Origin of the sequence: Barnesiella sp. ET7 (assembly GCF_024733785.1) — a bacterium.
Classification (GTDB): Bacteria; Bacteroidota; Bacteroidia; order Bacteroidales; family Barnesiellaceae; genus Barnesiella; species Barnesiella merdigallinarum.
Map to the genome: position 1 here is coordinate 1 of NZ_JANRHM010000028.1, position 19,803 is coordinate 19,803.

The 19,803-nt window shown below is 43.1% G+C and carries 19 protein-coding genes and 2 pseudogenes; 14 read left to right on the top strand and 7 right to left on the bottom strand.

All coding sequences use genetic code 11. The features are described from left to right. Positions 1–214: 214 nt before the first annotated feature. A complete protein-coding gene (locus tag NW211_RS13235) occupies positions 215–583 on the bottom strand; it encodes a helix-turn-helix domain-containing protein (protein ID WP_258328178.1) in 369 nt (122 codons plus the stop codon). Positions 584–713: 130 nt separating this feature from the next. Between NW211_RS13235 and NW211_RS13240 the strand changes: the two genes are divergently transcribed. Further along, the gene (locus NW211_RS13240; protein ID WP_258328179.1) at positions 714–1,271 is read left to right on the top strand and encodes a hypothetical protein; all 558 of its coding nucleotides are present in this window, start codon (positions 714–716) and stop codon (positions 1,269–1,271) included. A 2-nt stretch (positions 1,272–1,273) separates the two neighbouring features. Here NW211_RS13240 and NW211_RS13245 read toward each other — a convergent pair whose 3' ends face one another. Further along, the gene (locus tag NW211_RS13245; protein ID WP_258328180.1) at positions 1,274–2,035 is read right to left on the bottom strand and encodes a mobilization protein; all 762 of its coding nucleotides are present in this window, start codon (positions 2,033–2,035) and stop codon (positions 1,274–1,276) included. Positions 2,036–2,501: 466 nt separating this feature from the next. Between NW211_RS13245 and NW211_RS13250 the strand changes: the two genes are divergently transcribed. The 10 genes and pseudogenes from NW211_RS13250 to NW211_RS13295 all read left to right on the top strand — a co-directional run bounded on the left by NW211_RS13250 (position 2,502) and on the right by NW211_RS13295 (position 11,087). After that, the gene (locus NW211_RS13250) at positions 2,502–3,332 is read left to right on the top strand and encodes a DUF4121 family protein (RefSeq protein WP_025279117.1); all 831 of its coding nucleotides are present in this window, start codon (positions 2,502–2,504) and stop codon (positions 3,330–3,332) included. A gap of 12 nt (positions 3,333–3,344) precedes the next feature. Next, positions 3,345–4,286 carry a hypothetical protein gene (locus NW211_RS13255; protein ID WP_258328181.1) on the top strand — a complete coding sequence of 314 codons (942 nt, stop codon included), beginning with the start codon at positions 3,345–3,347 and terminating at the stop codon, positions 4,284–4,286. 80 nt (positions 4,287–4,366) lie between these two features. After that, positions 4,367–7,369 (top strand): annotated as a pseudogene (locus NW211_RS13260) (N-6 DNA methylase). An 11-nt stretch (positions 7,370–7,380) separates the two neighbouring features. Next, positions 7,381–7,590, top strand: coding sequence for a hypothetical protein (locus NW211_RS13265; RefSeq protein ID WP_225226238.1), 210 nt, complete (start codon positions 7,381–7,383; stop codon positions 7,588–7,590). Position 7,591: 1 nt separating this feature from the next. Next, the gene (locus NW211_RS13270; protein WP_258328182.1) at positions 7,592–8,083 is read left to right on the top strand and encodes a hypothetical protein; all 492 of its coding nucleotides are present in this window, start codon (positions 7,592–7,594) and stop codon (positions 8,081–8,083) included. Between the two features lie 12 nt (positions 8,084–8,095). After that, positions 8,096–8,407, top strand: a complete 312-nt coding sequence (locus tag NW211_RS13275) for a hypothetical protein (protein WP_258328183.1) — start codon at positions 8,096–8,098, stop codon at positions 8,405–8,407. 68 nt (positions 8,408–8,475) lie between these two features. After that, complete coding sequence (locus NW211_RS13280) at positions 8,476–9,408, top strand: hypothetical protein (protein ID WP_258328184.1); 933 nt, start codon at positions 8,476–8,478, stop codon at positions 9,406–9,408. 37 nt (positions 9,409–9,445) lie between these two features. Next, the gene (locus tag NW211_RS13285) at positions 9,446–10,027 is read left to right on the top strand and encodes a hypothetical protein (RefSeq protein ID WP_258328185.1); all 582 of its coding nucleotides are present in this window, start codon (positions 9,446–9,448) and stop codon (positions 10,025–10,027) included. Positions 10,028–10,071: 44 nt separating this feature from the next. Further along, a complete protein-coding gene (locus tag NW211_RS13290) occupies positions 10,072–10,677 on the top strand; it encodes a hypothetical protein (RefSeq protein WP_258328186.1) in 606 nt (201 codons plus the stop codon). Between the two features lie 77 nt (positions 10,678–10,754). Beyond that, positions 10,755–11,087 carry a hypothetical protein gene (locus tag NW211_RS13295; RefSeq protein ID WP_258328187.1) on the top strand — a complete coding sequence of 111 codons (333 nt, stop codon included), beginning with the start codon at positions 10,755–10,757 and terminating at the stop codon, positions 11,085–11,087. 571 nt (positions 11,088–11,658) lie between these two features. Here NW211_RS13295 and NW211_RS13300 read toward each other — a convergent pair. Both NW211_RS13300 and NW211_RS13305 read right to left on the bottom strand, forming a co-directional pair. Further along, on the bottom strand, positions 11,659–12,393 hold the full coding sequence (locus NW211_RS13300; RefSeq protein ID WP_258328189.1) for a hypothetical protein: 735 nt from the start codon (positions 12,391–12,393) through the stop codon (positions 11,659–11,661). Positions 12,394–12,492: 99 nt separating this feature from the next. Then, positions 12,493–12,885 (bottom strand): immunity 51 family protein, encoded by a 393-nt coding sequence (locus NW211_RS13305; protein WP_258328190.1) that lies wholly within the window; start codon positions 12,883–12,885, stop codon positions 12,493–12,495. A gap of 647 nt (positions 12,886–13,532) precedes the next feature. Here NW211_RS13305 and NW211_RS13310 point away from each other — a divergent pair. Both NW211_RS13310 and NW211_RS13315 read left to right on the top strand, forming a co-directional pair. Next, the gene (locus tag NW211_RS13310) at positions 13,533–13,823 is read left to right on the top strand and encodes a DUF4120 domain-containing protein (RefSeq protein WP_258328191.1); all 291 of its coding nucleotides are present in this window, start codon (positions 13,533–13,535) and stop codon (positions 13,821–13,823) included. 41 nt (positions 13,824–13,864) lie between these two features. Continuing rightward, positions 13,865–14,788 carry a DUF932 domain-containing protein gene (locus tag NW211_RS13315; RefSeq protein WP_258328192.1) on the top strand — a complete coding sequence of 308 codons (924 nt, stop codon included), beginning with the start codon at positions 13,865–13,867 and terminating at the stop codon, positions 14,786–14,788. 164 nt (positions 14,789–14,952) lie between these two features. On the opposite strand, the gene NW211_RS13320 is transcribed toward NW211_RS13315, so the two are convergent. After that, on the bottom strand, positions 14,953–15,999 hold the full coding sequence (locus tag NW211_RS13320) for a DKNYY domain-containing protein (RefSeq protein ID WP_258328193.1): 1,047 nt from the start codon (positions 15,997–15,999) through the stop codon (positions 14,953–14,955). A 936-nt stretch (positions 16,000–16,935) separates the two neighbouring features. Here NW211_RS13320 and NW211_RS13325 point away from each other — a divergent pair. Continuing rightward, positions 16,936–17,751 (top strand): HNH endonuclease signature motif containing protein, encoded by an 816-nt coding sequence (locus NW211_RS13325; RefSeq protein WP_258328194.1) that lies wholly within the window; start codon positions 16,936–16,938, stop codon positions 17,749–17,751. A gap of 1,056 nt (positions 17,752–18,807) precedes the next feature. Here the strand turns inward: NW211_RS13325 and NW211_RS13330 are convergent. Together NW211_RS13330 and NW211_RS13335 are read right to left on the bottom strand one after the other, a co-directional pair. Then, positions 18,808–19,383: a hypothetical protein gene (locus NW211_RS13330; protein WP_258328195.1), complete on the bottom strand. Its 576-nt coding sequence runs from the start codon at positions 19,381–19,383 to the stop codon at positions 18,808–18,810. Positions 19,384–19,592: 209 nt separating this feature from the next. Further along, a pseudogene (locus NW211_RS13335) lies at positions 19,593–19,803 on the bottom strand (glycoside hydrolase family protein); the annotation flags it as partial.

The window sequence follows — 19,803 nt, forward strand, 5'->3', positions numbered from 1 at the left end:
TATATTGTCTGAAAAATCCTCTGTGGATAAGTTTCAGACCAAGGGGCTGATAATACTTGTAGTCATCATCTTTGGTATAGAGGTGTTTTATTTTGGTAAGTTCATTATTACGAAAAGTATAACTGGTCGAGATTAAATAACTTAATATCGGATATGGGGCCTGATATGTACAGCGTCATCAATGATGCTATCTGCTGTTGTCTAGAAGGATAGGTTAAAAGTTATAACCGCCTTTGGGTTTGCGCTTTGCTCCATGTACAATCTCCGCTGCCTGTTCCTGGAGCGACATAGACTGTACTTGCTTGCGCCCGGATTCAATCCATTGCAGCAGTTCGTCTTCATAGAAATAAAGTTTTTTGCCTCGTTTGTAAGCAGGAATCAATCCTTTACGGGCAAGTGTGTAAATGGTGGGTTTTGCCTTTCGCGTGATTTTACAGGCTTCGTCAATTTCGATAAAACGGTGTTTGTCAGAAGAGGTCTGCGGTTGCAGTGCCGCTACCATTTCCCGGATTTGCTCCATCTGTTCTGTGAGATAAGCTACCGCTTGCGGCAGCTTATCAAAAGTGATTTGTTCGGTTGCCATACGTACTCGTTGTTAATTGTTTGCTGGCAAAGGAAATTGGCGTTTTGATGGTGGAAAACATCACCGGAATATAACCGTGAGATAACTTTTGGTGGCGATTTATGATTACATTTGCATAAAAAAGCAGATTATGAATAATACAGATAAAGTTTATTTAATAAAATGGGTCGGTCCATTCTCATATGAGGAGTTATATAACTGGGAAAAGGACTGGTTGGAGAATAATAATGAAAATTTTAATTTGTATTTGTTGCAAGGGAAAAGAAAATATGCTAGAAAATTTTCTTATTATTGTGGACAAACTAACCGATGTGTATATAAAAGATTAAAAGATAAAGATCATCACTTTAGAGAAATAGAACATAGTGATTATTCTATATGGATTGGCAAATTTTCTAATGTTAAGCCGAATAAAACGGACATAAATGTAGCAGAGAAAATAATAACTTCAGAGCTGGCAGAGTTGGAATTAGGATTTGAAAATATGATGAATGAAATAAATTTTCATCCACCTGTTTTTGATGTATATATTATCAACCAATGGTATCATCCTATAAAAAATACGGAATGGAAGAGAGTCCATTATAATTCTCCTGCTAATTATATCCCTGATTTAATGATTTATGATTCGAATTCTAAGGAGGTGAAAGGCACTCGGAAAATAAGAAAGTTAGGTATATTGGAATAAATTTATGTAATATTCGGATTTAGTTTGATCTTACACTCTGATTCCGTATGCGACATTTTACGCTCAATTGTTGAGATTTCCAAGTCGCGAAGGGTATGGGCAAAGACATTCTTGATGAATGTGGCAGTGTGAACACGCTTTTTATTGAAGGCTTTGCCGATATTCCACCCAAAGTGCATAATATCAATGCTTTTAAGTTGAGCGTCAACTTTTACAGGCGATATCTTTTGTAAGGTGTCGCATGAACTATATTCAGTAATGTATTTGCACAGACGGATGAGATCTTCTTCACTCATATAGGCCGCCATGGTTTGTTTCGTATAGTTGAGGACCTTTTTCAATCTGGTCTGAGTAGCACGATTTTTTTCTGCAATAGCATGGGTTCGCAGGGCTTCGTATTCTGATGAGGCAGAGATTGTTCCTTCATCAGCAGCGGCTGGATCGGTCCTTTTAAATGGAACCTGATTTAGATGTTCGACCAAGGGAGTGCTTGGAACAGAATCGGGATTATCTTTCATCTTCTGAAAAGCAGGGCAGCGAAGCAGGAACGCTTTTATGCGAGGCGACAGTAACTGGTCGAAGGTTATCTGCAAACTGGCATAGAGCGCTGTCAAGACGATGACTGTTACAAAAAATGCGATAGTACTACTGAAGTCGTCAAGCCCTTGGGATAAAGCAAACAGACGGACTAAAATACCGATAACAAGAATGACTCCAATTACCAGGAAGTAGAGTGCTATATATTCTACATTTTTCTGATTCATAGTGATATATGCTTATGGTTTGTGCGCAAATATAAATTGTTTCGTGGATACATGGCTCCGAATCGAAGTGAGAGGCAGTATGTGTCCTCAAAATGTAGCTTTTGTCTCTGCCGGTGTAAGAAGGAAAGACTTGATGGGGTAGGATAGGGTCCCAATTATTTTATAGTTCTAGTCCCTTCTCAGGTTCCTCTGTATGGGAGTATGGTTTAAGAGATAGGTCGGGAATATACTCCCGAAGGAGAAGTGATACCGCAGCCGAGTCCTCATAACCACAGGCAAAGGTAATTCGTGTTCTTCCCGTACAAGCAAGGCCAAGCCCTTCGGGTTCGTGGAAAAAATCATCCTCGCCCCGGAGGGCTTGCGGTATTTTTTCCCGAAGCCTTGCATGTACGGAACACGACCTTTTAAAGCCTGTAGTTATGGGAACTCCGGCCCCAGAAGCCGGACTAACAAAAAATCAAATGTTATGTTACAGGCAACAAAGAACAAGTACACGGTGGAAACACTCAAGCCACTGAACATTCTGTACGATCATGAACACTGGCTGACACAGCAGGACGTGGATATGGCCAACGGCTATGTGGAACTGATAGAAAGGACACGCTCGGAAAAGACTCCACAGATAGGTGACAGACTCATCTATGTGGACAGATACGGGAAATATTACAGCAATGCCCTTATTGAAAACAATGATGAAGAGAGCGGTCGGATTTCCATCTGTGAAGAACCTTATATTCCGTTTGTATGGGAGCAGGACGCCAATATCCGGCTGAGCGTCAGCGGAGGGGCCTTCCACCATATTGACCCCAAGCAATTGAAATTCGTCAGATGGACGGAAGGTGCATTCAAGGACTGGGGAAACTGCGGAGCGTGTGCCAACGGTGCTGTCACATTCACGGCAAAAGTACCGTTATGGTCCTATTCCGAACCTGATCCGCTCTACGGTGATTTCACCACGGAAACATGGAGACAATATTATTTGACCAAGGACACGGGTCCGGACGCACGCAACCTGTACCAGGGCTACGACATGGCTTTCAGGACTGAAGAGGACTTCCGGCAGTTCCTGAAGGACTATGAAGGAACCGTGTTCAAGGGCAACTGGGAAAACCAGATTGTACTCTGGTGTTTCCGACATGAAAACCGGTTCCTGCCGCAGCACGAATGGGACAAGATAGATGCCCCGGCCATGGAACGGCGTCTCAACTTCCATCCCGAACAGGTCAAGCTGGTCAAGGACATGGACAGCCACATCACCTACTGTTACCGTATCAAACCCGAAATTGACAATCTCTAAAACAATACAGTTATGCAGACAACAGCAACAAGAACAGCAGGCAGCCACACTGACCTGCTTACAGGTATCCTGAACGTGCAAGTAAGGAACGAGGACAAAATTACAGAACAGGACCGGCAGTATTGCCAGCTACAGCAGGACCAGCTCTACAGGACACTTGACCGTATCGACCGATGGTATGACATATTCAAGGAAGAAGCGGAACGGTATCGGGAAATCAAGAACTTCAAGTATGAGGATAACGGTAAGGTCTCCATACGGAATTTCTATTTCAACAACAGCGGGGAGGATGACTATACCCACAACGAATTCAAACCGTTTGACCTCATCAACGAGCTTGCGGACAACAACTGCAATGCCAACGCGAATTTCGCGAATCGCATCATTTCCTATTTCAACAGGACCTACAATGTAGATGTACCCATTCCTGTAATCGACGAGAAGGCCATGCGCATGGGATTCCGTCCGGTCTACCAGACTTACGTGGACATGGTCATCGAACACCTCGGCGGAAAAAGTTTCCGTGAGACTGCAGAGGAAGAACTGCTGGCCCGTTTCCTGAAAACGGTACAGCCTTCCCGCTGGAGCAAGGTGAAGCCCGAACTGAAAAAGGACAAGATAACTTTCCCTGACATCGTATCCTGGGACAGCATCCATCTGGAATACCACAAGGAATATGAGTTCTCGTATGACTGCGGAAGGAAAGTGGACATTTTCTGCGAAGGTATCGCATACGGGGCAGATGACGTGATAAACGGTTCAAGCGGTATGGTCATCGGCCTTGACAGACGCGATGTGGATATAACCGAATGGTACAACCTCACCCTGAGCAACGCAGAACAGATCAAGTTCTATAAGAACGGACGCATCGACGTACGCTTCAAGGACAGCCAGGCCGCAGAGTACTGCTACAGAAGGCTGCGGCTGGATGAAATCACACTCAGAGAAGAGTGATTCATGAAATACTTATTCAGACACCCCGTAAGACATCCTTGCGGGGTGTCTCCGTTTCCAACCATTAAAAAAGAAAAGACATGTATGCCATCATACCCCAACAGATTCCTCAGGACAGGCGTGCCGAGATCAACGAGAAAATCCTTTTCGCCATAGACTCCGGCAAGGACCTCGTTCCGAAGGAAAGCATCTACAACTGCTACACGGGAATCGGAGGACTGCACAACCTCAGGCAGTCGGATTTCACCAGCTACCATGAATACGCCGAGGCCAAGAAGGAATTCGAGATGGGACAGTTCTTCACCCCGCACGACATATGCCGAAGCATGGTGGAGACCCTTTCTCCGACATCGGCGGAAATGGTGCTTGACATGTGCTGCGGCATGGGCAACTTCTTCAACCATCTGCCCAACCTGCACAATGCCTACGGATTCGACATTGACGGCAAGGCGGTGGCCGTTGCCAGATACCTCTACCCGGAAGCTCATATCGAGAAATGCGACATACAGCTGTACAATCCCGAACAGCGTTTCGACATCATTGTCGGAAATCCGCCCTTCAACCTGAAATTTGATTACAGGCTGTCGCAGGAATTCTACATGGACAAGGCCTATGACGTGCTCAACCCTGCCGGAATCCTGATGGTCATCGTCCCTCTCTCCTTCATGCAGAACGAGTTCTGGGAAAAGACACGCGTGGCGAAAATCAACTCGAATTTCTCCTTCATCGGCCAGACCAGGCTGGAACATTCAGCCTTCTCTACGGTGGGCGTGCAGAATTTCGCAACAAAAATCATGGTATTCCTCCGCCGTTCCCTCCATATTGAAATGCAGCCGTACAACGCGGAAGAGTTTGTCAGCATGGATGAGCTGAAGAAACGCATAGCCGAAGTGCGGAAAATGAAACACCGGCTGCGCCTCCAGCTGATGCGGGAGTGCAACCATATAGACAAAGAAGAGCTGGAACAGTTCGAGTACAGGCTCGCCAAATACATGTACGAACTGAAAGCCCATGCCGTGCTGAACAGGCATGTCGAAAAGGCGGAGGCGCTGGTGTCCAAATTCCGCAACCAGAAACCGCCGGAAAATGCCACCCGGGAACAGATAAAGGAATGGGAACGCAAGAAACTGACCACCGGCAAGGTTCTCGGCATCATCCGCAGGTACATCACCTCGCAGAACGTGGTGCCGCGCAAGGAAGTGGCATTAGTGAAGACATCCTACGGCTTCAAGCTGAAGCAATATGCCCCGCGTCTGCTTGACAAGGTCACGCACAAGGCCGCAGGCATCAATGACCTCATACTCGGAAGGGCCGAACTCCCGATGCCGGAAAACGTCACGGAAAAGAACATGCGGCAGATCCGTGCCGCCAGTAAACTGATACGGCGCAAACAGAGGCAATACGAGACCCAGAATCTCCAGTTTGCGGAAATGCGGGAAGATGCCGGCCTGAAGGAATACCTGGACCGCACCACATTCATCAACAAGGACGGTGAAGTCTGCGAATTCACGGACTTGCAGAAACACGACCTGAACCTCGTGTTGCAGAAACGCTACGCCCTGCTGAACTGGCAGCAGGGTTCAGGCAAGACCGCCGCCGTCTATCACAGGGCGAAATACCTGCTCAAGTTCAGAAAGGCAAAGAACGTCATCATACTTGCCCCGGCCATCGCCACCAACATGACCTGGATACCGTTCCTTACCATAAACAAGGAACGCTTCCGTACAATACAGACCGCCGGCGACCTCAACAACATACCGGAAGGGACATTCCTTGTCGTCTCCACCTCCATGCTCCGGAAACTGAAAAGAGGACTGATGCGTTTCGTGAAACGCACTTCCGGCAAGCTGTGCCTTGTCTTCGACGAGTCGGACGAAATCACCAATCCCACATCGCAGCGTACAAGGAACGTCCTGTGCATCTTCAGAAGAATCAGGTACAAGATCCTCGATACCGGAACAACCACCCGCAACAACATCGCGGAGCTGTACAGCCAGTTCGAACTGCTCTACAACAACTCCGTAAACATGATATGCTGGAGCCCGCAGGTCTACCACGAAAACAGGGACCACGAGATAGAGGAAGAGAACAACCCGGATTACGGAACACCGTTCCCCGCCTTCAGGGGACACGTCCTCTTCCGCGCCTGTCACTGCCCGGGGAAAGCCACCGTTTTCGGCATAGAGAAACAGAACTAGGATGTCTACAACAAGGACGAACTCTCCGAACTTATCGGCAAGACGGTCATCACCCGTAAATTCAGGGACTTCGCAGGAGAGAAATACCGGATACGGACACATACCGTCCGTCCCTCGGAAGGAGAACACGAGGTATACCGTGTCATCATCGAGGAATTCTGCCGCATCTGTGAGCTGTACTACAACAGCACGGGAAACACGAAAAAGGATGCAGGACTGAGACTCATGAGGCAGATCAAGCTGCTTATCAAAGCCTGTTCGGTACCTCACCTGATAGAGGGATACTACGGTGACAGTTATCCTTCCAAGACCCGCTATATTGAAAGGCTCATAAGGACAATACCGGGTAAGGTTGCCATCGGATGTACCACATTGGCGGCCTTCGACCTCTACGAGAGCTATATCCGGGAACATTTTCCCGACAGACCTGTATTTGTGGTCAAGGGAGATGTAGCCTTCAAGAAACGGCAGAGCATCGTGACCGAATTCGACTCCACCATCAACGGCATCCTGATATGCACACAGCAGAGCCTGAGCAGCTCCGTGAACATACCTACCTGCAACGACGTGATACTGGAATCCCTGCAGTGGAACATCCCCCGTATGGAACAGTTCTACTTCCGTTTCATCCGTCTCGATTCCAAAGAAATGAAGGATGTCCACTACGTCACCTACGAAGATTCGGTCGAACAGAACCTGATGGCACTGGTACTGACCAAGGAGCGTCTGAACGAATTCATCAAGACCGGTGAGGTCAAGGAACAGTCAGAAATCTTCGAGGAGTTCGACATCACAATGTCTGTCATCGACAGCCTGCTCATCCGCACGCAGGACAGTGAAGGCAAAATACACATCAGCTGGGGAAGCCAGCGCATAACAGAATAAATATGAACCGTATGAAGAAGACCGGGAGTTCCATTCCCACCGACAAAGGTAAGCCGCGTCCCCATCGGCTGAGCAAGGTCAGGCCGCAGGCGGTTTTCAGGAAAATCATCCTCGCGGAGCTGCGGTATTTTCCCGAAAAACCCTGCACAGCCGGGACACGGCACCTTGTCGAGGTCGGTGGAATGGAATCCCCGGCATCCACATACATAAAAGACAAGTAATATGGATCTGAACAATGCAGAGATTGCCGTGACCACACAGCATCTCATTGACATAAAGGATTACAGGGACTACTGGCTGCACCTGTCCGACTACAGCGACATGGGCGAGTTCCTGAGTGCCTGTTCCGACCTGTTCCCCGGGGAAAAGGAACCGGAATACCGGTATCCGAAATGGGAAAACATTCCGGACACACTGGTCAGCCGTGAATGGCTCTGTCCCAACTTCTTCGAGATCAGGGATACCCTTGAAAGGCTCGAAGAGGAAGAAACGGAGTTTTTCATAAGCTGGAGCAGAAGTTACGGATATGACATCACCACGGATGACCCGCACATGATGGTATCACACTACCATGACCTGTACGGGGATACCGTCACGGAAACGGAAGAAGACGCGGACACGGGAGAAGATGCCCTGATATACACGGGCGTATCAAGCTACTACTGCGACATGCTTCCATTCCGTTACGAAATATTTGATGACAATTATGACTAAAAGACAAAAGATATGGAAATCAACTTCAAAGGACCTGTAATGCCTATCGACCCATACTCGCAGCTGGCATTCGTGGAGATACTGAACATCATTCTGACGGCAGGACACATCGTGGACGTGAACCGCTTCCTCATAAGCAGGAACGTCAATCCGCTGTTCGGTTCGCTGTCAGGCTATTTCAGATGGTCGTTCGCCGGAGACCGCTTCACGCTCTGGCAACGCACGGACTACAATTCGACGCTGTGTTTCAACCACAGGATACTCGACCTGCCTTTCGGTGTCCTGGCAGCGAAAGACAGCGGGAAAGAGACAGAAACAAACTGAAAGGAAAACAACGGGAAAATAAACACATGTACGGGAAACGGAATCCTGCCGTACACAGGTAACGGAATATGGAAGGACAGAAAAAACTGACCATGGAATTCGTGAAATCGCTTATGGACAAGTCCTATACACTGGTGTGGGTGGGCTACAACGACAACTTCGACAACTGCCATGACACCATTCAGAAGTGTCTGGAAGAAAGGAGTTGTGAAAGGCTGTGGGAGAAAGTGGACGAGTGGTACGATGACGCGGAATGGGAAGCACTCCATGAAATCATCTCAAAGCTGAAGGATGAATGCACCGACTCTCACGACTTTGAGGAAGAGGAGGTGGAAGAGTTCTTCGAGGAACATGAGGAAGAAATCAGGGAGGAAATCTACAATCGAAACGATACAGACATCTTGAAGGAACTGATTAAGAACACGGATGACATTCCCGTGCGTGTCGAGATGCTCTCCAACTACGACTGCATCAATTCCAATTGGCTGGAAGCACAGGAAGGATACCGGTACAAGGAGTCCTATTTCGGGGACATGGTCGATGCCCTGAATCTCAATCCTGCCAAGGTAAAGAAAATTTTGGTGGAGAATGGCTACACGGTGTATGGCCGTTTCCCCGATAAAAAATACCGAGACGGCAAGGAACAGGTATCCTACGAACAATTCTACCAGGAACTCGTCAACTCCTGCTGCGGTGCCAATCTGCTGACCTATATCGGCAAGGTAAGCCTGAAAGAGCTTTATGATGCCGGATTCTCGCTCGGGGAAGTCATTATCCCCAAAGGCAACTGCTGCGGTATCTTCAGCTCCATGTACGGTGGCGGAAGCCTCCTGGAGATGGAGCTTAAAAAGAACGTCAGGCTGAAGCTGGAAGTCAGGGACTATCACGGATTTCGCTTCCGGCTTGACAGCGAGTGGTCAGAATATGAATGCTCTATCAAGCGAGTATATGGGGTATGCGACTCCTTCTTCGGTGAAAGGATAGCTCTTGTCGCTTCATAAACAATTCATTTATATAACAATTAAAATCATAAGCATTATGGAAAAGTACGAAGTAAGAGTAAGGTATGCCTTCGAGGGTACCTACCAGGTCGTGGCGGAAGACTGCGACGAGGCGAAAAGAATGGTAACGAAAGAGTGCGGTCTGGTATTGGGTGGCAATATCCACACGACCCGCGGTGATAATGAGGTGACGAACTGGAATTTCGGTTCTCACCCCGACGTGCAGATTCTGTCTGTCAAGGAACAGGATAGGGGAGGCCGGGCCAAATACATGGCCATGTGTTTCTACGACAGGATTGAAGAACTGCGGAAGGACATAATCGAGGCCATCAGACAATTGCTGTATGCGCACGGTCTGACGGAAATCACATTCAGAGACAACGATGACGATCCGGTATGGGTCATCTGGTTCGACAAGCATGCCGACCCGTATGAGTGCTGGGTGACGGGTCTTGAAATTACAGACGACGGTCTGATTGTACTGGCAACAATAAAGGACAGCTTGGAGGAGGTAGCCTGTTACAGTCCCTTCGAGCTCGGTGCCAGCAACATAGATTGGCTTAATCAGATGTACGAAGCAGTCAGGCTTCAACTTGAAAATATAAACGGAAACTCTTAAAACGAAAGACAATATGGCAACAGAAACGAATAATCAAGCGGAAAATGCGGTCCAGCTTCTTCTACTACATGTGGAACGCCTGGAACGAGGACGAGTGTAAAGTCGTGTACGGGGAGATGTACCGTCACTTTTGGGAGAAATGGAGCCAGATGACGGACAAGGGCATATTCGGGGCTTCCGAACGGTTCTATGCGGAGCTGACGGACCATTACCGGGAGAAGCTGGTGGAACGGGCCGTCAGCCTCTATGACGGCAAGGCCAGACGCAAGCTCCCTGACGATTCGAAAATCTTGGTATGCAGTGAATGTGGCTCTACACAGATTGAGATACAGGCATGGGTGGATGTCAATACGAACGAATATCACAGCGATGTGGACGATGACATCTGGTGCCTGCTATGCAAGGATAACGTGGGGACCTGTACCAAACACGACTACACGGAGATGATGCAGGAGTGGTGGAAGTCCAACAACACCGACAAACTCGAATACTTGACCGGACTCAAGGCGTCCGATTTCTCATCGGACAATTCTGGACAGACATTCGCCGAAGCCACTGATGAATGGTGGAACGGCAAAAGCTATGACGAGAAGCGGAATATATATCTGGCAAACAACCAAAGGCAACAGCATGAAACGGAGCATTATTGATCCAATCTGCAACTCATGCAATTGAGGTAAGAATGAAATGTTTTATTTCATCGAGCGGACATTTAATATCTACAATTATGACAAACAGAGAAATCATCGAAGAACTGAAACGCTGTGGCTACAGCCAGGTGGACATTGATATGGACAGAAAAGTCGCAAAAACATTCTACACCTACCGTGGTGGGCTTCATATCAATGGTACGGAAAATCTGTCATTCCATATCGTTCCGCCACAGGACAGTCTTGGACTGGGACGGTTTGCAATATGCGCTACCCGGAACGGGGAGAGTTCACAGCTGGGGACAGACCATGCTCCGTTCTTTTTCCGGCGGCTGTTCGTTTTCCTCAAAGGTGAGAGAAAAGAGAATGAGATAATAGATGAAATATGTACCGACAGAAAAACTGAATAGAATGGTGGTACGGCAAATTCAAATAAAGCTGGACTCAAGGAGGCATCAGAATTGTCCCGTGATATGGCCAATTTATTTATACTTAATCTTCTTATTCTCTTTTCCAAAGAACCATAAGATAGATATATATGTAAAATAAATCAGGACAGATATTCCCATATAGATAAACGAACGGTAAGGAAATAACTTCATATAAGAACCCCATAGTAGAATAGGCATGATTACAGGAATTACTGCTAAATATTTCCTTTTGGTGAATTGTACTATTAGCATTCCTGTCAATAAAGTCAGGAACATAACTATTACGCTTAATCGCAAAAGGATTCCTATTGAAATATCCATGTGGACAATAGGCCTGTATATATTGACCAGACTGATACAAAAGCAATATACCATGCAAAATATTATGCTTAATATGAGAGGTATATATTTTTTCATACCATTATTCATTTATAAAGGTTCTCAATAAATAACCGTTACTCAAAATATTTAGAAGAATACTATCAACTTATTATCTGTTTTTTTACTGTAAAATATAATGTAACAATAACTTAACAATAACTGATTATCTTTATTTGAAGTAGAATGTACTGTAATATCGTTCAAACGGAATATTATTCCTAATCAAATAATCTTCAAAATTATTGTATTGATTTTGTTGTTTCAGATATTCTCTATATGCGTTATAAAATTTTCTACAATCTTCTATAAGTGTTTTGTCATCGTCCATTTTCAGTTTGTTTGAAATAGCTTCGAAGCTGTCAACTGAGCTTAACATATCCGGTATATCCGAAATACTTGCTCCATTCATGCCATTCAAAACGCCCAAAGGAATTTCATGTATTGAGTTCCACAAATGCTCTTTCTCTATGAAATACTTTACTTTTAACGCATCTTCATTATTCGGGTCTTTCTCAAGAACCATATCAGCCAACTGAACCGAACCGTATTTATAGTTATTCTCATTAGAAAATATAAATACAGGGCTTGTGGTGGATATATATTCAATCGCATCTTTACCACGCAGACAGTAAAACAAGAACTTTAATCCTTCTATACCTCCGCTTTGAAAGTCATCATTGACTGTTGGGATTATAGCCTTTTCGATGAAAAATTTATTATAGCACACCTCTTTGTATTTGTCCCAAAACTCATATAATTCGGGGATAGTCGGATTGCCGTCTGCATATTGAGTCTTTGCCCATTCTGTTAAAAGAATGTGCCGCTGTTTCCTTTCAGGCTTGCTAAGATATTCCTTTCGGAATTTCAAGCATATTTCAAGATAATCAGCTAATATTTGTTTCATTGTTTTTGGCTTATCGTCGGTAATGGGATGCAAATAGCAACCTATTACGGTGGCTTATCTGCATGTTATCCGCATAATTATTCCTATTTATACAAATAGTTAATCCCATTCGATTTCATCTCCTTTCTCTCGAAGAATTTTATATATTTCTTCTTCGTTTTCTATTAAAGAGATGATAATGTCGGCAAAGCGTTTTGCTTTTTGCTCGTTTTCTGCGGTGTCCTCAAAATAAGCTGTGTAAGAGCCGGCTTCAGGGTCACTTTCCATACTTTCCAAAATGTCTGGAGCATTTTTTCCCAGATAGTAGTTGAAGAAGGCATCCCAGTTGTAACCGTTCATGTACGCCTCTTCGTTGATCTCATTCATTTGCTCTCCTATTGCCAATATTTTTTCAACCTCATTTTGGAAGAGCAGAACGATGTTACCAATACCAATTGTGTAAATTTGAATATACTCATTATTAAAGATGTCTCTTTCTTCTGTTGTCGCCATAATCTTTTAATTTTTAATTGTTTTATTATTGCGGATAATGTTATGCTATCAGCCGATTTGGCTGTTATTTTTCCTAAGTATAAACCGCAAAATGAACGTAACAGAATTGTGGAGATTAAAAGCCAAGTAGCCACATAGCACCACCATTATATTAGTATCTGCTCAAGTACATCTGTTGTCATTCATCGTATGGTATATCTATGTTCGCAAACAAAGATATAAAATTATTGGTAACCAATACAATACGAGTTATCTTTTCTATAAAAAAAACGTTTATTTATAGTTATTCAACTAAGGTATATATAATCTTCCATGATTTTCAAATTAGGATTTGCAAAAGTACACCATTCCTCCGGCAGTGACGAACAAATCAGAGAGAATATCACCATAACATGTACGGAAAACAACAGCACATTCCCCTTGTATATTTTATTTCCCTCCCTGCAAAGGTAGTCCCGTGTCCAATGTATCCGGACAAGGTCAGGCCCCTGCGGGGTTGGCTGAAAGAAAATCATCCTCGCCGGTGGCTGCGGTATTTTCTTCCGCCAAACCTTGCGGGTACGGCCACGGGACAGTCAGGCAGGCGAGAAATAAAAAATACCGGCTCCCGGAGCCGGACGTGTTTAATAGATAAAATACAATGAGTTATGAAAATCCTGAATGAAGAACATTTCCAGAATGTAAAACGCTATGCCGAATCCATTGGCGACACCTCTCTCCAGAACTGTCTGGACCGACTGAAGAGCTGGGAAGACGATCCTAACCATCCAAGCGAAATCTCACTCTATTATGACCATGCTCCGTATTCGTTCGGTTTCACACAACGCTATCCCGACGGAAGCATCGGCATTGTAGGCGGGCTGCTCTATCACGGCATACCGGACCGCTCTTTCGCTGTAACACTGCAACCGTTCCACGGATGGCAGATACATACTTAAAAACAGACAATCATAGTATTAACTTTATAAAATTCAAGATTATGGAAGCATTGGCAGTATTGGAAAAGCAACAGCAGTTTGATTTTCAGAACAACGGAATCGAAGTAATGAACTTCGAGACTCTCCAGCGTACCTACAAGGAGAATGATATCTACGGCAAGCCTGTCCAGGGCATCTATCACTACCAGGTCCTGCAGCGTATGATGGACATCTGCGAGAAGTACAATCTCGATTACGAGGTGGAGGAAATCTTCGCTGCACAGAACAGGAACAAGACACAGCCGGGAGTAAGCATTCTCCCGCAGGTGGAACAGACACACGGCGAAAAGGCAGTGGAAGCTCACATTCTCCGACGCATCTTCGCTACCATCCGGATCAAGGACTGGGAAACGGACGAATTGACGACTACGCTGGTCGTTGCCTACCATCAGGACGGCATACAGGCCGCCATAGGCCCGTGCGTGAAGATATGCCATAACCAGTGTATCCTCTCGCCGGAAAGGAGCATTTGCAACTACGGGAAAAACAAGGTGACAACGGAAGGTGTATTCGAGACGGTGGACGGATGGCTGGCTAATTTCGAAGTGAACATGAACGAGGACATTGCTCGTATTCAGCGACTGAAACGCAGAATTGTCTCCCTGGAGGAAGTGTACATGTATATAGGGTTGTTGACGGTTTTGCGTGTCTCGCATGATAGTTCGGACAGGAACCTGTCATCCTCCGTGGAAACCTACCCGCTGAACCAGAGTCAGATTTCCATCTTCACGGAAGAGGTGTTGAAACTGGCCCGCGAAAAGGGACAGATCACCGCCTGGGACTTGTATAATGTAGCGACTGAGATATACAAGCCGGGCAAGACAGACTTCCCGGCCCTGATTCCGCAGAACGGAGCCATGGCGGAACTCTTGCTTTCCCGTCTGTCAGCAGAGACGGAAATACAGGATGCGGTTTTTGTAAGTTGAACGGCAACAGAATGGGATTTCATTCTATATATAAAAATTAGAGCTGAGTAACAAACTCGGCTCTAATTTGATGGTTAGATGAGGAACAGTGTTAAACTGTTATCTATTTTTTTTGTTTTTTAACCTATTAAATTAATTTTAGAGACAATTGTAAGTATATTTGATTATTCTTTCCTTTTTCTATCGAATGGATATTCTTCTTTCCATGAATTTTCTTTTATGGTATAGATGTAGTTTCTATCTTCAAAGACCTCATCGCTTATTTGACGAAAAGTAGCGGCGTCGATATCATCCAGTTGCTTCCTATCAAAGAAGACATGATGTTTGTCGGTTGCAATGCGCCCGTAAAAATAGAATGTGGCATTTTTTACATCCAATGAATCTTTGAGGAAAGGTTCTCCATTCAAGAAGAGCATATCATTAACTAAATATTTGCCGATCCCGATTTCCTCAAAACGCTGAATATCTATATCCCGGACAATTACAGAAGTACCATAAATAACATTCCTGCCATTGCGGAAATAACAATAACCCGGCTCGATAGGGTGTTGTAAGGAGTCTATACGACATAAATCCCACGCTTTAGTTTTATAATTATACACGGTCTGATAGACATAGTTCTTGTCAATAAACCAGTCTTCTCCTATAATTCTAAAACTGTTTCTGTCAACATCCGTTCTCTTATCATAGTGATAAACGTAGTCTTTATCCCGCATCCATTCGTCTTGTCTGGAACCAAGACGATACACAAAGTATTCGGCAGTTTCGACGTCAATGCCACTGTGAGAAGGGCTTATGTAGGAACTGTAAGAACCGCTACTCGAATAGTCTACGATATAAACATTGTCTTTATCCACAGCAACTCCACTGGCATTGATATGGAATGTTTTGATATCTACGTTTTCTATCAATTTGTCTTTAAACCAGACATGAGTTGCATCCTTTGCCCATTGGTCATCTAATACCGTAAATGTTGATTCGTCTACATTTTTGAGGTAGTTCCAACTGCCGTGATTTATCAAGTTAAGCGAATGTTCAACCGAGATATAGTATATCCCTCTGATATTTTTATAGTAGGTATAATAATCACTATTAACTTTACTACCTCTGGGAATAGGAAAAACTAAATACAACGACACAAAAACACACAGACCAATTACGGAAGCTATAATTACTATTTTGGAATACTTCTTTGATTCTTGTTTTTTCATTGCTTGCCTCCTTTCCGCCAAATAAAACATAGGCATCTCAAAATTGTGTGATTTTGATATTTAAGTACAAATATATGTATTTCAGTGGATTTTCAATCGTATGATAAGTCAGTATATAACAAATACAGAGAAAGAAGGGAGAACCAGTCGGCTCGATGCCGAAAGATTCTTCCCTTTTTTGTTTTTAATCTATGAATATGAGGAATAAAAAGATTGATGTAATATAGTGAATTTGTGGAATAAGCGTATCTTTATGGCATGATAGGAAAATTGTATGGGAAAGAACAGACATTCGGCACTTCTGTAGCCTTGCATTTTATCATCAATCTTTCTGCCTATATGCTTGGTTCATTCGCATGAATGTGGTTACTATATGGCTAAGTTAAATACAATGCACTAACTACTGTATATAAAATAGATTATTGATATATAAATATTTGCTGCTATGTTGAAAAAGCTTTGTACTATTTTCTGTTTGCTCGTTTTTCTAAGCATTCAAGCACAAAATGCCGATGTATGAGTCGGACAGTTTATCAATGAAAGTAATTAGTTTGAGCTGGAACAGACATTGAAAACAACTCCTGCCGATTCTATATCTCCATTGTTACGGCAGTTGTACGACAAATATAAAAGAAGACAACTCACTTAATCATAACGATTAGCTTGTAAAATCATCGTATTAACCATCATCTTATTACGAATTATCATATCTTTGTATGTCTAAGATATATGAAAACTCACTACTGACATACTGAATGAAACAAATCAGAGACTTGAAAAACTATGTATTTTATAAAAGATGAAAAATCAATTCCAACAACTGGGCCAATATTATACAAATGTTAAATTGGATCGGGAGATAACTGACCACTCAGTCAAATCAGATAGGGGCAATTATACGCCTGTCTCTATTTGCAATAATTAAAATTTTAGGAAATGACTAAACGAAAGGCGATAAAGCCGGATACATATCGAGTCCTTTATGCTCGCTCAGGGAATAAATGCGCATTTCCGGGTTGTTGTACTCCGATTTTTGAGGATAATAATCAATTAACAGGAGAATGTTGTCATATTGAAGCATATTCGGAGGGGGGGCCTAGATTCAATGCGTCGCTATCAGATGATGATAAGAATAGTTATGATAATCTGATTTTAATGTGTAGTAGGCATCATAAAATTATTGATGGCAATCCAGATGACTATCCAGTAGAGTATCTAAAAAGTATCAAAGCATCTCACGAGGAAAAGTATATGGAATCTACTTTGAAGTTGAATAATTCTATGCTAAATCAACTTATGGAATCAACTCAACAATATTGGCGCGATATAAAATATATTCACGATAATGACACAACAGGACTACACAGAGAGTTTAGCACAGATATGTCTATATCCCAAATAATTACAATACTTGAAGAAACAATAAATAATTTAGAAGAGATCTTTGATTATCACATACAGTCAGATGAATCTTTATATAAGGACTTTCAGCAACTATGTGAAAAATTGGGATATGATACAAGTTTAATTGAGACAATCCCTTATTACGAAAATCCCTTTACAAATAGAAATTGGGAAATAAATTATTTAGGAGGGCCTAATAACTTTGAAACTTTAAGAATGTATTTTTATGCGTTAATAATTAAAGTATTAGAAACAACTGCTGCAACCGATTTTTCCATATTTCCACTACTAAATAAGTGGCGACAAAAATTCCTTGAATTTCAGAAAAACAATTATTATTTTGATTGAGATAATATTATAGCAGCGGAATAAATGTACCCACTTCTTTGCACATTTAGTAGCTAGTGCTGGGGGGCGAGGAATGAAATTCAAAAAGTCACTTAGAACAACAGACTATGCTTTATAGGAGAGCGCCCGATAAAGTATACCATTACCTGCATTGTTAGGTAGTGCTGTAATCAGTAACTTTGAATCCCTGATTTTCGTAAAGTTAACTCCCCGATTTGAGGAGAAAAAAGCATTCATACATTTGTAAACGACCAAAACATAAAACAGTATGAATGCTTATGCACTTGAGAGTCCCGAAAAGAAATTCGTTATGTGACACATAAGATATATCTTTTTATATATTTAATGATGGTTATAAATGAGATTCACGAGATTAAAAGATTGGGGGGTGAATTTAATTGACAGTTTAGAACTTTACATTTATTCAAGCGAATAAATCGAATTCGTCACACCTTTTCCAACGAATCAGATTTCCTTTATACACTTTTTCTTTTGGCTGCAAAACTTATAAGCGTCACTTGAGCCAAGACCAGACAAAATACCCTTTCGCCCCACTCAAGATGACTGACGACAACCCCGAAAATATCCGCAAATCAATCCTCGATTTTACAGTCCTTTTTATCGAAATGAACTCCGACATGCCCTATCGTTTGTAGACGGGGGCGTCAGGGCCCGAAAAGGCTGTTTTTGCCTCTTTTCCCTCTGTTTAAAGAGAGTGGATAAAAAATGTTAAATCTTCGCTTTTCGCAAAAAACAAGTAAATTTTTTAGTAGTCTATCTTTTGATTTGTAAACTATTGATTATCAATAGTAATATAATAATTGCATCGAAAACAATAATAAGGATTAGGAATTGATATTTATATACGTATCCCATGGATAGAGCAATATCTAATAGAAAGGGAAAACCAGTCAGCTCAATACCGTCAGGTTCTCCCTTTATTGTATTCTTAAACAGAAGCCTATATTCTTCAACGGCCCGCCCAGGCGGGAACAATGCGTTTCATACGCTAAATGTCAGCACAAATAAGTTAAGATCCAGAAACTTACTGACTAATTATCTCTCAAAGCCCACTATGATGGCACAAGCATCATTATAATCCAAAGAGTTTATGATTGAATCTTGCTCAACCTGTCCCAAGCGGTTGTAAAAAAGGGTGTCTATTTCCCAGCCTTTGTTTTTGAACAGAGCATCCAAAGAATCTTTCTTCTCGTTTAAAAGACTTCTGTATAGTGACTTCATATCATAATTCTTATTTGTCGCTATTTGGAATGTTCCACTTTCCAATCTCATATTTATACGAGGCGCGGTAATTACGGAATCTTTAAATACAAAACCCATTCGCTTGTCTACCAGCCGTTCTGTCGAATCGGACCACGCTTGCAATTTATGTTTACTTACATTTCCTATTATCACGCTTTTTCCAAAATAATCTTCGTCCAACCTCAAATCGGTAAATTCTTTTACCGTAATGATAGGAGTGGAAGCGATACTGTTTGTTTGTCCGTCTATAATGCGATACCAGCCGTTTTCACGATGATGGTCCGTGCCTTGATGACCATCTCCATGACAACTTGAGGCAAAGAAAGTGATCAGCAGAAGAAGTCCAAATGTGTGTGTATTCATATTCATATTACGTTTTCTTTTGTTTATCGCAAATATACGGATTATGTCCTATTTAGTTATAAGCAAAGGGATATATAATTGATTCCGTTAATCTTTGCTCAAACCATCTTAACATCTGTAATATTGGTCCCTAACTACAACAATAAAGAAGAACAGAAAGAATATAAAAAGGGAGAACCCGACGGCAATACACCGAAAGATTCTCCCTTTTTCTTTTACTCTTCAAAGAGCAGCATATATTCCACCTTCCTTCTCCGCTCGATGCTCGGCACTACTTTGCCTTTGTAGCGCCGGAAGGAGATATACTCTTTATAGATATTCCGGTCTCCGGCTTCCAGTTTTTTCTGCAGACGGCTTTTCGGGTGTTTTCCCATATCCGAGCAGAGTTCCGTGCCCCACATTGTAGCTGAGTACGGTCAGGATCAA